The organism is Streptomyces roseifaciens (assembly GCF_001445655.1).
GTDB lineage: Bacteria > Actinomycetota > Actinomycetes > Streptomycetales > Streptomycetaceae > Streptomyces > Streptomyces aureoversilis.
On sequence record NZ_LNBE01000009.1, the window covers coordinates 25,653 to 39,692 of the forward strand.

The following is a 14,040-nucleotide window of genomic DNA, read 5'->3' on the forward strand; positions in this document are numbered from 1 at the left end:
CCACTCGGCGTGCGGGGCCGGGTGGTGAGCCTCCTGGAGCACCACGAAGTGGACGGTATGGAGACCCCGAGAAGGCTGTCAACAAATCCGGACGGGCCCGCACTAACCCTGTGGATTCCGGGCCCGGAGGTACGGTTACCCCAGGTAGGGGAGCTTCGGTTCGGTACGGGCCGCTTTCGGGCACGTGGGCCGCTCGGCCCTGCGCCCGGCGGTCCTCGGCCGCCCGGTCGGTGACCCGGTCAGCCGTCCGCCGGGCCGGGCAGCAGGAGGGAGAACGCGGCCAGTTCGGCCCGTCCGGCGACGTGGAGCTTGCGGTAGGCGCTGGTGAGGTGCTTCTCCACGGCGCGTGAGCTCACCTCGAGCCGTTCGGCGATGTCCTTGTTGGGCACCCCGTTGGCGGCGAGCCCGGCGACCCTGCGTTCGGAGCGGGTGAGTGCCGCCACCGCCACCGGGGTGCGGGAGCCGGCCGGGTCGGCGAGTTCCCGGGACGCTCGCTCGGCGATCCACGGCACACCGCAGGCGAGGGCCTGGTCGCGGGCCCTGCGCAGCCTGACCTCGCCCTCGGCGTGCCGCCCGGCGGCCAGCAGCCGCCGGCCGAGGAGCAGTTCGGTGCGTGCCGCTTCCATGGTGTTCACGGAGTCCTCCAGGAGGGCGGCGCACTCGCGCAGCAGCTCGATGCCCCGCTCCCCCGCCGTGACCGCGCCCTTGACCCGCTGGGCGCGGCCCATGGTGACGGGGGTGCCCCAGGCCACGGCCCGCTCGTACTCCTCGTCGGCGAGGTCGAGGGCCTGCTGGGTCCGGCCCAGGCGGTGGTACAGCCCGGCCGCCCAGGTGCGCCAGGGGACGAGGGCGGGGTTGCGCCATTCGGCGCGTTCCGCCGAGCGGCCCCAGTCGAGGATGTACTCCAGGGCCGTGGCCAGGTCTCCCTCGACGGCCGCGACGGAGCCTCTGAGGAGCTGGAGGGGCGAGGGCCGGAAGTCGTGGTCGGCGACCTCGCGGTGGTGGGCGAGCAGCCGTCGGGCCAGCCTGGTGTCCCGGCTGTGGACGGTGACCATGACGAGGGCGGCCATGGAGGACAGCGTGGCCCACTCCGTCATGCCGAGTCCGAGGGCTTCCTCGGCGTGGGCCCTTGCCTCCTGCAGGCGTCCCCGGGCCAGCTGGAGGTGGGCGAGCTCGGTGGCGATCACCGCCCGGGGCACGGGAGCGCCGTCCCGGCGGGCGCGTTCCCGCGCGATCATCAGCCAGGGGCCGATGGCCTCCAGCGATTCCGCGGCCACCAGGACGCCGCTCAGGTGCGGCAGTGCGGTGTGGACGTGGGAGGGGGCCGCGGGTTCGTGCTGGAGGACGCGGTTGGCCTGGAAGGCGACGTCGGCGGCGGCCATCTGCTGGGTCACGGTGGCGCCGTGCAGGAGAACGGTGACCAGTTCGCGTTCGGCGGCGGTGTGGATCGGGGGCATGCCGCCCAGGGCGCGCAACCGTTCCGCACAGCGTCCGATCTCGCCCGGTCCGGCCACGGCGATGTGGCGCAGCCGGGCCTCGAGCCGCAGGGCGGCCTGGCGTTCGACGCCGGTGAGGCCGTCCGGGTCGCCCAGGTCGGCGGCCACCTCGGCGACGGTGTCGATGACCGGCGGGGGGCAGCTGCCGAGCAGGAAGGGAGGGGTGCGGGCGGCGGCGAGCGCGCGCTCGGCGGGGGTGGGGAGCAGGAGGAGGGCCTGGGAGAGGTGCCGCAGGGCGGCTTGCGGGTCGGTGTCGCGCTCCGAAGCGGCCAGGTCGAGCAGCAGGGCTGCGCGGTCGGCGCCGGACGACGAGCTGCCGAGCAGGGCCCGGCGCAGGTAGCGGGCCGCTTCCTGGGGGGCTCCGCGCCGTCGTGCGGCGGTTGCGGCGGACCGCAGTACCTCGACGGTCCAGTCCTCGTGGCACGAGGTGACGGCGAGGAGCTGGGCGGCCGCCCTTTCGGCCGGGTGGCCTCCGCTGTGCAGCAGTTGCGCGGCACGCAGGTGGACGTCCTCGTGTTCCGCGGGTGTCATCGATTCCTCGGCGGCCTCCCGTACGGAGGGGTGGACGAAGCGCGGTGCGGGGCCGTCGGTCAGCAGGCCGAGGCGGCGCAGGGATCGCGCGGCCTCCTCGCTGCCGGCGGTGTCGAGCTCTGCGAGCTGGCCGGCCAGTTCGAGGCCTGCGTCCTCGTCGAGGACCGCCAGTGCCCGGGCGAGGCGGCGCACCGGGGCCGGCTGGGTGCGCAGGGCGACGGTGAGGCGCTCGTGCAGCACGACGAGCCGGGGTTCGGGCACGGCGAGGGCATGCCCGGGCAGCGGTTCGTCCGGGGCGAGGGCGGCCAGAGCCGCGGTGAGGAACAGGGGGTTGCCGCCCGATGCCTGGTGGCAGGCGGCGATCTGCGCGGGGTCGCCGGGGTGGCCCAGGTGGTCGGCGACGAGGGCCTCGACGGTCTCCACGGGCAGCGGGGGCAGGTGGAGGAGGGGGCCGGCGCGTTCCGTGAGGGCCTGCACCGGCGGTGCGTCCGCGCCCGGCTCGCCCTCCCGTACTCCGACGACCATGGTGGTGCGCAAGCCGGGCAGCCGTTTGGCGAGCGCGCCGAGCCAGCGCAGGGAGGGAGGGTCGGCCCACTGGAGGTCGTCCACGAGGACCAGGAGGGGTTTGCCGGCGCTGTACTCGGTGACGAAGGAGAGGAGTTCGGTGAACCGGTCCGGGCCGGGTACGGGGTCGAGGGCCCGGCAGCCCGGGAGCGGGTCGAGGAGCTGGCTCACGACGCCGAAGGGGAAGTCCTGCTCCTGCGGGGCGCAGGCGGCGGTCAGGACGCGCAGGCCGTGCTTTTCGGCGAGTGCGGGCAGCCGTCGCAGCAGGGCGGTCTTGCCGCTGCCGATGCCGCCGGTCACGGCCAGCAGGCGGCCGTCGCCCCGGCGGGCGGAGTCCATCGCCGCGGCGATCAGGTCGAGTTCGCGTTGCCGTCCGCGAAGCGGTTTCATGATGTTGCCTTCGTTCGGTGCCCCAGCGCGGCGGCCAGTTCGGGCCGGCCCTGGATGCCCAGCTTGCGGTAGGTCTTGGTCAGGTGCAGTTCGACGGTGCGCGGGGTGACCGACAGCCGGGACGCGATGGCCCGGTTGGGCAGGCCGTCGGCGGCCAGCGCGGCCACCCGCAGCTCGGCGCCGGTCAGTTCCTGCCGGGGTGCCGGTGCGGGGGCGGGGTGGGGCGGGAGCCGTCGGTCCTCCGCACGCCGGTCCTCCGCGAGGGCGGCGGGCGGCCTGCCGCCGCGGGCCTGGTTGCGGTGCCCGGTGGGGGCGGCGCGCCGGGAGGAGCCAGGTGTGCGCCGGCCGGCGGGCTCCGCAGCACCGGGGTCCGCGGGCGGCCGTCCTCCGTCCGCGGCGTCCCCGGGCCGGGCCCCGGGGACGCCCCAGGCACGTGCGAGGTGCTGCTCCTCGGCGAGGAGGCCTGCGGCCACGGGGTCGTCCGCGGGAGTGCCGCAGGCCGAGGCGGCGACCCAGCGCCAGGGCAGGAACGCGGGGTTGGTCACCTGCCGGGCGAGCAGCCGGCGCCCGCACTCCAGCAGATCGGCCAGGGCCTTCTCCCGGTGGCCGCGGGCCAGGTGGGTCCGGCCCCGGGCGTAGAACAGGAGGGCCCCGGCCAGTCCGGCTGTGGTGCCGTACGGCTGTGCCAGGGCGAGGAGCCGTTCGGCTTCGTCCGGATCGTCCTGTTCCAGCTGCACCAGGGCCGCGAGGGCGATCAGCCCCGGGGTGAGGAACGGAGAGCGGCACTTGCCGAGCATGGCCTCCGCGGCCCGGTCCAGGGCGTCCGACGCGGCGCCGGGCCGTCCGCGGCCCAGTTCGGCGAGACCGGTGACGAGCAGGGCCAGGCCGGCCACCGGGCGCACGTCCGCGTACTGGGCGCGTACGAGCACCGCGTCGAGGGCGGTGCAGGCCTCCTCGTGGTCGCCGCTGAGCACCAGCACGTGGCAGGCGGCGACCTGCAGGAGGAGCGGCACGGTACGGCGGGTGTCCGGGGCGAGGGCGGTGCGGGCCAGGCGGCGGGCGAGGCCGATGTCCTGGCCGCGCAGAGCGGTGCGCCAGGCTGCGGCCGCGGCCTCCGCCGGTCCGGCGGGCTGCGGGGACAGCGGCGGGACCGGAGGGCGGTCCAGCTCGTGGGCGGCTTCCGGCTCGCTCTGTTCGGCGAGCCAGTACAGGGCGCGCAGGGCGCCCGCGTCGTCGCCGTCCGGTGCGGCGCGCTCGGCGGCCAGGGCGATCAGCGGCTGGGCGGCGGTCATGTCGCCGCGGGCCACCAGGAGTTCGGCGGCGCGCACCCAGGCGCGCCCGGCGGTGGCGTCGGCGGGGGTGAGCAGGGCCTGACGCAGGTGCCGGTCGGCGGCCTCCGGGTCGGAGGGCAGGAGGGCGGCCGCGAGTTCGGTCAGCAGCGGGACGCGCTGCGCGGGCGGGGCCGGTTCGCGCAGGGCGCGCCGGAGCAGCCGGGCGGCGTCGGCCGTCCGGCCGGCGGTGCGGTGGCGGGCGGCCTCGCCGCGCAGGAGGCCGACGGCCCAGGCGGCGCCGTCGGGCCGCGCGCCCAGCAGCATGCGGGCCACCGCGCTGTCGGGGGCGGCGTCGGCCGTCCGGCCGGCGGTGCGGTGGCGGGCGGCCCCCCCCCGCCGGGGGGCGGGGGGCCTCGCCCCGCCCGGGGCGTGTCACGCCGCGGCGGGATCAGGGTCGCCGCCAGCGCCCCGAGCGCCACCGCGGCCGCGCCCGCCCAGAGGGCGGGGACGAGGCCGTCCAGGAAGCGGCGGCACGCGCCGTCGACGGGAATCCCGCCCTGCTGCGTTCGGTCACCAGTCAGTTCGCATGCCACGGATGGCGGCCGGCCGCCATCCGTGGCATGCGAACTGACTGGTGACCGAACGCAGCAGGGCGGGATTCCCGTCGACGGCGCGTGCCGCCGCTTCCTGGAACGCGGGGTCGGCCGGGGTGTCCCATGCCCGGGCGAGGAGGTCGCCGACGGCAGGGTCCGGCAACGGGCCGAGGGCGAGGGCGTGACGGGCGACGGTGTGCTCGCCGTCCAGCGGGCACGCGTCGATGCGGTCCCCGGGTCCGGCGGGGGCGGCGTCGCTGCGGGAGGTGAGCAGCATCAGGGAGGTGCCCGCGAGGCGGCGGCCGAGTGCCTGCAGCCAGCTCAGGCTCGCCGGGTCGGCGTACTGGAGGTCGTCGACGACGAGGAGCAGCGGCTCGCTGCGGGCGGCGGCGAGGAAGGTACGGCACAGGGCGGCTCGTTCCGGCTCCCACGGGCCCTGGTGCGGCGGCGGGGCCGCGGCGTGGCCGCTGCGCGCCAGGGCCCTGTGCAGTTCGGCGGCGAGGCTGTAGGGCAGGCCGGTCTCCTCCGGGCAGGCCTGGGCGGCGGCGACCGGGATGCCGGCCTGCCCGGCCAGGGTGACCGCGCGCTCCAGCAGGGCGCTGCGGCCGGTGCCGGGCGGCCCGTGCACCTCGGCGAGCACGGGCCGGCCCCGGCGCAGATGCTGCAGTGCGGCGGAGAGCAGGGCCTCTTCCCGTTCACGGCCGGCGAGCGGCGAGGGTGCGCCGGGTCCGTCGCCGGGCGTACGGGGGGCGGGCTGCGGGGTGGTGGCCGGTGACATGGCCCTTCTCCCGGTCACCGGCCCGTCGCCTGCAGTCCGGCGGGGGTGCGAAGGCCGCCGGGGAGCTCGGCGCGGCCCCGTACGCCGAGCTTGCGGTAGACGTTGGTCAGATGCATCTCGACCGTGCGGGTGGTGACGAACAGCGTCTCGGCGATCTTCTTGTTGCTCGCTCCGTCGTGGGCCAGGGCGGCCACGCGGCGCTCGCCGGCGGTGAGGGAGTCCAGCGGGCTGGCGGCGAGCTGCGGCATCCGTCCGCCCGCGGTGACCAGCAGTCTGCGCGCGATGGCGGCGAGCAGGTGGTATCCGCAGTGGGTGGCCCGTTCGATGACGCGGCGCAGGTGGCGGCGGGCGCCGTCGGTGTCGCCGTGGCGCAGCAGTTCGTGGGCGAGCTGGAATTCGGCTTTGCCGAGCTCCAGGCGGGCCGGGGAGGAGGCCAGGGCGTCCACCGAGTCGCCGAGCAGCCGCAGCCGGGCCCGGCCCTCGGCGACGCAGGCCGCGGCGAGCAGGCCCAGGCCGAGGGCCCGGGGGGTGCCCCAGCGCCGGATGTCCGGCTGGACCCGCTCGACGATCCCGGCGGCCTCGGCGGTCCGGCCGAGACTGGCAAGGGTGGTGGTGGCGGGCAGCCACCAGGGGGCCAGGAGCGGGTTGGCCACGCCTGCCTCCTCCAGGCTGCGGCCGCACCTGCGCCACACCGCCAGGGCGCCTTCCAGGTCGCCCTGTTCGCGCAGCGCCCGGCCGCGGACGTAGAGGTAGTGGTGCCACTCGAAGAGGCGGTGTTCGAGCACGAAGTCGGTGCGCACGAGGCGGTCCAGCACGACGCACGCGTCGGCGGTGCGGCCCGCGGAGAGCAGGGAACTGCCCAGGGCGATGTGGGCCATGGGCGCGGGGTCGCCCTGCCCGTCCCGCTCGGCGAGCACGAGAGCGGCCTGCGCCTGCCGCAGGGCGCCGGGGATGTCGCCGGCGTCGTGGAGGGCGAGGGAACGGCCGGCCAGCGCCGGGACCCGCACCCTCGCGCCGTGGCGGGCGAGGCCGCCGGCGCAGGAGCGCTCCAGGCCGGCCAGCGCCTCGTCGACGGCGTCCGCCAGGCCGAGCACGGTGGAGGGGCCGATGACCCACCAGCCGGCGGCGGGGGCCTCGTCCTCGACCCGTAGCGCCGTGCGGGCGAGGGCGGCCGCCTCCCCGGCCGGCCGGCCCTCCAGGCAGGCCATGACGCTCATGGCGGCCAGCAGCTGGCGCTCGGCGGGGCTGTCGCCGTACGGCAGCTCCCAGGTGAGGGCCCGTTCGCGAGCCGCGGACATGGCCGTCGTGTCGTTGACGGCGGTGACGAGGAGAGCCGAGGCGACGGTGGTGCGCAGTTCGCGGTCGGCGCTCCCGGGTTCGCCGCCCAGGCCGGCGTCGAGGTCGTCCAGGACGTCTCCGAGGATGCGCACGGCGTCGGCCGCGTGGCGGGTCCCGGCGGCCGAGAGGCCGTAGTCGACGGCGATGGCGGCCTTCTCCCGGGCGTCCGGGGCGGCGGCGAGGGCCTGGTGCAGGTGCCAGAGCGCGGCTGCGGGTGCCGTGAGGGCGCAGGCTCTGGCGAGTTCGCGGTGGACGTCCTTGCGTTCGGCGGGCGTGAGCCGTGCCGTCAGGGCGCTCCGCAGGCAGGTGACCACGTCCCTGGTGGCGACCCGGCCGGGTGATTCGGCGATGGCGTCGCGCAGCACGGCGAGCATCCACGGCTCGTCGATGCGGTCCAGGGAGACGAGTTGGCCGACGATTTCGGTGGCCGGCCGGCCGGCGTCGTTGAGCAGCCCGGCGGCCCGGGCCCGCAGTTCGTGCAAGGTGCCGGTCGGCAGGCCTGCCAGGACGGCCCGGCGGAGGGGTTCGCGCATCACCGGGCCGCGCCGTCCGGGGGCGACGGCCTCGAACCGGCGCAGCACGCCGAGGGCGGTCTCCACGTGCCGGGCCGGGACGCCCGACAGTGCGCCCAGCAGATCGGGCTCGGCGCGGCCGAGAACGGCCAGCGCCGTGGCCACCTGCTGTACGGGGCGGGGCTGACCGGCCAGGAAGCCGGGGATCAGCGAGGCGAGGATGCTGTGGTGGACCGCGCGCAGCCGGCGCAGGCCGCCGCGGTCAGGGCGGATTCCGGCCCAGCGCAGCCCGTTGAGCAGCCGCCCGAGCAGCTGCGGGTTGCCTCCGCAGATCTCCGCGCAGCGCCGGGCGAAGAGCGGGGTCACGGGGCCGCCCAGCACCCGCGCGATCATCCGGCCGGTGTCGGGCTCGCTCAGCGGCCCCAGCTCCAGCAGCGTGCAGCGGTCCTGGGCCAGGAGTTCGGCAAGGGCGGCCGTGCCGGGGCCGTCGCTCTCCGTGCGCTGGGCGAGGAGCACGAGGAGGGGTTGCGCGGCGGTCCTGCGCAGGACGAAGTCGAGGCAGCGCAGGGACGTTTCGTCGCACCACTGGGCGTCGTCGAGGACGATGGCCAGCGGGCCGTCGGCCAGCAGCCGGAGGAGCTCGCCGTGGAACCGGCGGCAGCTCGTGTACAGGTCGGGCGACGGCCCGGCGGGGTCCGCGGCCGCGGGCCCGGCGGGAGGGGTGAGAACGTCGACGACCCGGCCGGGCGCGGAACCGCCGCTGACGGTGCGCACGGTGAAGCCGTCGGCTCGCAGGCGACCGGTGACGGCGGCCAGCAGGCTGCTCCTGCCGATTCCTGCCGGTCCCCGGAGCAGCAGGGCCTGTGCGGTCCCCGCCCGGGCCCGGCCGGCCTGCCGCAGCACACTGTTCAGTTCGGCGGAGCGGCCGACCAGGTCCTGGGAAGTCTCGTGACGCGTCTCAGCACTGACCGCCAAAGCGTTCCTTTCATGAAGTCCGACGCGACCCCCCATGACGGTCGGTGCGTCGGCGGTCGGCCCTCCGGGGGAGCCGGTTCACATGATCCACTCGGCACAACAGTAAGAAACCGTATGGAATGGTTCCACTCATCTTTGAGTCAGAACACAGGCATTCTGGCCGAATTGTCGCTGCTCTGTGGCGCGGAGGCGAGGGGGCCTGTCCGTTCACTTCACGAAGTCCTCCACGACCTCCGGCGGCCACGTCCCGACCTTGAGCACGCCCATGGAGTAGGCACGGGAGACCAGGGCGGCACGGTTGGGCACCTTCAGCTTCCGCAGCAGGCAGGTCACGTGGTACTCGACGCCCTGCCGGCTCAGGTAGAGGCGCGAGGCCAGGGGGACGGTGGAGACGCCGGCGGCGATGCCCTCGAGGATGCGGGCGTCCATCTCGGAGAGGATCTTCTTCCGGTTGGTGACCACGCGCGTTCCTTCGGCGTCCCGGGTCGTGGGCATCATGACCAGGATCGCCGTCGTGCCGGGCAGGCCGCCGCGCACCGCGACCGCGGTGAGGGGAACGGTGAAGGGCGGCTCCTCACCGGGGCCCACGGCGATGACGGGAGTGACGAAGCGCTGGTGCTTGCCTTCCAGAAGGTGGGAGAACTGGCGCATCAGCGGCTGCCGGACGCTCGGGTGCACCACATCGCGGAAGCTGCGGCCGCATATCTCCTCGGACGAACCGTTGAACTGCCGGAAGAACTCCTGGTTCGCCTGCTGGATGGTCAGGGCCCTATCGAGGCTCGCCATGCACAGGCCCGGATGGTCGGGCTGCTGATGCGTGTCCGCGTACCGTCCCCGGCCGCCGAACGGCGTGTCGTGAGCCACGGAACGGGCCGGATCAATGGCGGTAGGGGCTGCATTCGACAAGGAAGGGTTCCCCTTCAGGAAACTTATGGAAAGTGAAATCAATTAGAGGCTAGTTAGCGGCGAGACGCGTGGTCAACGACCACCCGGCAGTGCGGGCTTAAAGCTGCGGCTCCGCGGCAATGGTTCGGTACCCGGCCCGCTACGACTACGGGGTTCGGTACGGTCGAAGTCGCGCCAGCGCCCCCCGCCTTTGCGCCAGGCTTGAGCCGGTCTTTCACTCCCCATACGCGGACTATTACCGGGGGATGACACGCCGGTAAAAAGTCGTCAATCATTTCTCCCGGAGGCGGCGGGAGCCCCGGGCCGGCCACGACCCCGGCCATGCACGTGGGGGCCGCGACCGTATGCACGGTCGCGGCCCCCACGGCTTCCGGTCCCCGCGGCTCAGTCGCCGGAGATCGTGACCGCCTGGACCGGACAGGCCATCGGGACGTCGCGCACGCGCGGGTCACCCGACCCGTCCTCCTGGCCGGGGAGCAGGGCGACCACCGCGTCGTCGTCCTGGGTGAAGACGCCGGGCGCGGTCATGACGCACTGGCCCGAGCCGATGCACCGGTCGCGGTCGATGGTGATGCGCATGGCCCCGGCCCTCACCAGGTCACGGGGAGCTCGACCGGGCCCTGGGCGTCGTGGCCCGCCTTGATGGGCACGGCATCGACGGGTACGGCCAGCCGCAGGCCCGGGATGCGGGTGACGAGCGTGCCGAGGGCGATTTCGATCTCGGCACGCGCGAGGTTCTGCCCGAGGCACTGGTGGATGCCGTGGCCGAAGCCGACGTGGTGCCGCGCGTTCCGCCGGACGTCGAAGGCGTCGGGGTTCTCGTACGCCTTGGCGTCGCGGTTCATCAGCGAGATGGAGACCACCACGGCGTCCCCGGCCTTGATGGTCTCGTCGCCGACCTCGATGTCCTCCTTGGCCATCCGGACCATGTAGTCCGAGACGGAGGTGAACCGCAGCAGTTCCTCGACCGTTCCGGAGATCAGGCCGGGATCGTTGCGCAGGGCTTCGAGCTGCTCGGGGTGTTCGAGGAGCGTGAGGGCGCCGAGGGCGATCGCGTTGACGGTGGTCTCGTGGCCGGCCACCAGCAGGACCAGCGCGATCATGACCACCTCGTTGTGGTCCAGTGCGCCTTCTTCGAGCTGACGTGCTATCAGCTCGTCCAGCAGGCCGTCGCCGGGTTCGGCCTGCTTCTTCGCGACCAGGCCGTGCAGGTAGCCGTACAGCGCGGCGAAGGCCGCGTCGGCCTCCGCGGAGGTCGCGGCGCCCACGAAGTCGCGCGAACGCTCCTCGAAGAAGTCGTGGTCGCCGTACGGGACGCCGAGCAGCTCGCAGATCGCCATGGAGGGCACGGGCAGGGCGAAGGCCGACACCAGGTCCGCGGTCGGCCCCTTCTCCAGCATGTCGTCCAACAGCCGGTCGACGAGGTCCTGGATCAGGGGGCGCATGGCGGCCATGCGCTTGACGCCGAAGCTGGGAATCAGCATGCGGCGCTGCCGGGCGTGCTCGGGGTCGTCGACACCGATCAGCGGGAACGCGAGGCCGCCGCGGTCCTCCGTGCGCCGGACGACGACGGGGAAGACCGGGTGGCCCCAGTCGGAGGACAGCCGGGGGTCGGCGAGCAGCGCACGCCCTTCGGCATGCCCCGTCACCATCCACGCCGGGCGGCCGTCGAACAGCTCCACCCGCGACAGCGGGCCCTGGCCCCGCCCGTCCGCGTAGGCCTTCGGCGGCTGGTACGGGCAGGTCCGGTCCTGGGGGAAGGCGAGGTCCGGCGACCCGGTGGAGCGGATATCGGTCTCGGTCATGTCGTGCCTTTCAAAACGATCAGCGGAGCCGTCATTCATGGATACTGGCGAGTAAATTCAATCCGTCAGCAAGGCCTTTCGCGGTTCGGTCAACGCCTGATCGTTCAGTCCCGGACCCTGGCTCGGACAATTGCCGAAGGAGCCGCACCGGACCGCCGCCTCGTCGGAATCCCAATGTCCGCCAGGCTATGCGCCCGGAAGTAGGGCAACCCCTAGTGTTCGCGGCCCTCCCGGTCCTCCCGGCACGACCCGGCGCCGGAAAGGTGAGCAGCGCCCGCGGGCCGCGGGCGCTGCTCACCGGGTGGGGGCTTCACCGGGGCGCGGGGGTCACCAGGTGACGGGGAGCTCGTGCACGCCGTAGAAGACCATGTCGTTGCGGAAGCGGAGCTCCTCGACGGGCTTGGCCAGGCGCAGGGTCGGGAAGCGCCGGAAGAGCGTCTCGAAGACGATCTGGAGCTCGATCCGGGCGAGTTGCTGGCCTATGCACTGGTGGGCGCCGAAGCCGAAGGCCAGGTGCGGCGCGGGGCGGCGGGTGATGTCGAACCGCTCCGGCTCCTCCACGAAGGCGGGGTCGAAGTCGGCGGCCAGGACGTGCGCGACGACCTGCTCGCCCTTGGCGATGCGGACGCCGTCGAGCTCCACGTCCTCGGTGGCGACGCGCTCGCCGCCGAACTGGCCGATGGTGAGGTAGCGCAGCAGCTCCTCGACCGTGTTGCCGATCAGCGACGGGTCCTCGCGGAGCAGGGCCAGCTGGTCGGGGCGGTCGAGCAGCAGCGCGGCACCGAGACCGATCATGCACGCGGTGGTGTCGTGGGCCGCGATCAGCAGGGTGCCGGCCGCGTTCATGAGGAACATGTCGTCGACGACGCCGTCGGTGTCCTCGGTGGTGATCAGCGCCGAGATCAGGTCGTCGCCCGGGTTGGCCCGGCGCTCCTGGACGAGCTGGTAGAGCAGCCCGCCCAGGCGCATGCCGGCGGCCTCGGTGGCGGCGACGTCCTGGTCGACGCGCATCATCGCCTCGGCGATCTCCTGGAACTCCGCCCGCCGCTCGACCGGGACGCCGAACAGGTCGGAGATCACCATGGACGGCACCGGGTTGGCGAAGGTCTTCACCAGGTCGACCGGGCCGCCCTGCGCCTCGATGGCGTCGAGGTGCTCGTCGACGATGCGCTGGATGTTCGGCCGGAGCGCCTGCATGCGCCGGACGGTGAACTCCTTGGCGAGCAGCTTGCGGTCGGCGGTGTGCTCCGGCTCGTCCTGCCACAGCAGGCTGCCGCGGCCGGGCTTCTGGGTGACGACGCCGTCCTGGGTGTGCAGCGCGTGGGGCACCTGGACGCTGAACGAGGGGTCGCGCAGCAGGGCGCGGACCTGCTCGTAGCCGGTCACCAGCCACGCCTCCCGGCCGCTGGTGAAGGTGGCCCGGGTCACCGGGGCGGCCTCCCGGATGTCGGCGAAGCCGTCCGGCGGCAGGAACGGGCAGCTGCGGGCTTTGGGGACGGCGGGCGCGCCGGCGGTGGGCTGGGACATGACTCTCCTTGCACTTGCTGGTGGGAGGGGGAGGGTTCCTGCGGCGGGATCGGTCAGGCGGCGGGGAGTGCGAGCGTCGTCTCACCGCGCCGGGGCGCGTTCACGAGGACGGCCATGTTCCCGGAGGGGTGCACGTTGTCGTGCATCATCTGGTGCATGCGCCCGATGTCCTCGAAGCCCTCGCAGGCGGACAGGCAGGGGTCGAGCATGCCGGAGCCGACGAGGCTGATGACCTCGCGGCACTCGCGGGTGCCGGCGTAGTGCGAGCCCTGGAGGCGCTTGGAGCGCATCCACAGGTGGCGCAGGTCGACGTCGCCGTTGTAGCCGGAGGTGCCGCCGCAGATCACCACCATGCCGGCGTTGTCGCACAGGTACATCGAGGTCGGCAGGGTGTCCTGGCCGCTGTGCTCCAGCACGATCCGCGGGGACTTGCGCTCGCCGAGGATCTCCCAGATCTTCTTGCCGATCCCGCGGGCGCCGCGCAGGAACCGTGCCGACGCCTCGGCGTCCCCGACGTCGGGCAGCCGGCCCCAGTGGTCGAAGTCGCGGCGGTTGATGGTGCCTTCCGCCCCGAGGCTGCGGCAGTACGCGGCGCGGTCCTCGTCGGAGACCACGGCGATCGGGATGCCGCCGGCCAGCCTGACGATCTGGATGGCCATCGAGCCGAGGCCGCCCGCGCCGCCCCAGATGAGGACGGGGTCGCCGGGGCGGACCGTGTTGCCCTGCCAGCCCAGGAGCTGCCGGTAGGCGGTGGGCCCGGTGAGCAGGAAGGCCGCCGACTTCTCCCACGACAGGTGGGCGGGCTTGGGGTGGCACTGGTACTCGTCGACGCGGCAGAACTGCGCGAAGGAGCCGTAGTTGGTCTCGTATCCCCAGGCCTTGATGCTCTCCGAGACCAGGGGGTCCGTGCCCAGCCGGATGTCCTCGGCGGTCTCGTCCCACTGGCCGCTGGTGACCAGCACCTGGTCGCCGACCTTGACGTTGCGGACGCCTTCGCCGACGGCCCAGACCACGCCGGAGGCCTCCGAGCCGCCGATGTGGAAGTCCTCGGGCCGGCCCTGGCGCTGACGCATCCCGATGACGTCGACCGGCGTGCCCAGCGAGGACCACACGTTGTTGTAGTTGATGCCGGCGGCCATCACGTAGACCAGCACCTGGCCCCGGCCCACGGCGGGGGTGTCGACGACCTCGGTGCGGAACGCCTGCTTCGGCTGGCCGAAGCGGTTCTGCCGGATCACCGAGGCGTACATCTGCGGCGGGACCTCACCGAGCGGCGGGGTCTCGCCGATCTCGTAGAGAGCCTTCGTCATGTCTGTCTCCCACATCTGCTCTGTCTGGTCCGGGGTGCTCGCGG

At 74.1% G+C, this 14,040-nt stretch carries 9 protein-coding genes; all 9 read right to left on the bottom strand.

Translation table 11 applies throughout. The annotated features are described in order from the left end of the window. Nucleotides 1-239: 239 nt before the first annotated feature. Complete coding sequence (locus AS857_RS36600) at nt 240-2,981, bottom strand: AAA family ATPase (RefSeq protein WP_058047807.1); 2,742 nt, start codon at nt 2,979-2,981, stop codon at nt 240-242. Next, nucleotides 2,978-4,576, bottom strand: coding sequence for a LuxR family transcriptional regulator (locus AS857_RS36605; RefSeq protein WP_144440936.1), 1,599 nt, complete (start codon nt 4,574-4,576; stop codon nt 2,978-2,980). The genes AS857_RS36600 and AS857_RS36605 overlap by 4 nt, the downstream gene beginning before the upstream one ends. A gap of 246 nt (nt 4,577-4,822) precedes the next feature. Next, nucleotides 4,823-5,623 (bottom strand): ATP-binding protein, encoded by an 801-nt coding sequence (locus tag AS857_RS36610; protein ID WP_058047809.1) that lies wholly within the window; start codon nt 5,621-5,623, stop codon nt 4,823-4,825. Nucleotides 5,624-5,637: 14 nt separating this feature from the next. Then, nucleotides 5,638-8,448, bottom strand: coding sequence for a helix-turn-helix transcriptional regulator (locus AS857_RS36615; protein WP_058047810.1), 2,811 nt, complete (start codon nt 8,446-8,448; stop codon nt 5,638-5,640). A gap of 207 nt (nt 8,449-8,655) precedes the next feature. Further along, nucleotides 8,656-9,312, bottom strand: a complete 657-nt coding sequence (locus AS857_RS36620) for a PAS domain-containing protein (RefSeq protein WP_420824012.1) — start codon at nt 9,310-9,312, stop codon at nt 8,656-8,658. Between the two features lie 426 nt (nt 9,313-9,738). Next, nucleotides 9,739-9,933 carry a ferredoxin gene (locus AS857_RS36625; protein ID WP_058047811.1) on the bottom strand — a complete coding sequence of 65 codons (195 nt, stop codon included), beginning with the start codon at nt 9,931-9,933 and terminating at the stop codon, nt 9,739-9,741. A gap of 11 nt (nt 9,934-9,944) precedes the next feature. Next, nucleotides 9,945-11,159 carry a cytochrome P450 gene (locus AS857_RS36630; RefSeq protein WP_058047812.1) on the bottom strand — a complete coding sequence of 405 codons (1,215 nt, stop codon included), beginning with the start codon at nt 11,157-11,159 and terminating at the stop codon, nt 9,945-9,947. A gap of 327 nt (nt 11,160-11,486) precedes the next feature. Then, nucleotides 11,487-12,686: a cytochrome P450 gene (locus tag AS857_RS36635; protein WP_058047813.1), complete on the bottom strand. Its 1,200-nt coding sequence runs from the start codon at nt 12,684-12,686 to the stop codon at nt 11,487-11,489. A gap of 53 nt (nt 12,687-12,739) precedes the next feature. Beyond that, nucleotides 12,740-13,996 (bottom strand): crotonyl-CoA carboxylase/reductase, encoded by a 1,257-nt coding sequence (ccrA, locus tag AS857_RS36640; RefSeq protein ID WP_058047814.1) that lies wholly within the window; start codon nt 13,994-13,996, stop codon nt 12,740-12,742. Nucleotides 13,997-14,040: the final 44 nt, after the last annotated feature.